At 50.2% G+C, this 317-nt stretch carries 1 rRNA gene; it reads right to left on the bottom strand.

Going from position 1 to position 317, the window contains the following annotated elements:
- Positions 1 to 317: ribosomal RNA gene (locus ACF8FG_RS25790) — 23S ribosomal RNA — on the bottom strand; the annotation flags it as partial.

Genomic DNA, 317 nt, shown 5'->3' with positions numbered 1-317 from the left:
TCGGCCTTGAAATCCCGGATTTGCCTAAGATTTCAGCCTACCACCTTAAACCTGGACAACCAACGCCAGGCTGGCCTAACCTTCTCCGTCCCTCCATCGCAATAACTGGAAGTACAGGAATATTAACCTGTTTTCCATCGACTACGCTTTTCAGCCTCGCCTTAGGGACCGACTAACCCTGCGTCGATTAACGTTGCGCAGGAAACCTTGGTCTTTCGGCGTGCGAGTTTTTCACTCGCATTGTCGTTACTCATGTCAGCATTCGCACTTCTGATACCTCCAGCAAGCTTCTCAACTCACCTTCACAGGCTTACAGA

This window comes from Pseudomonas sp. YQ_6, from assembly GCF_043103245.1.
GTDB lineage: Bacteria > Pseudomonadota > Gammaproteobacteria > Pseudomonadales > Pseudomonadaceae > Aquipseudomonas > Aquipseudomonas alloputida.
The sequence above is the reverse complement of the archived record's forward strand: the minus strand, read 5'-3'. Positions and strand labels throughout refer to the sequence as shown.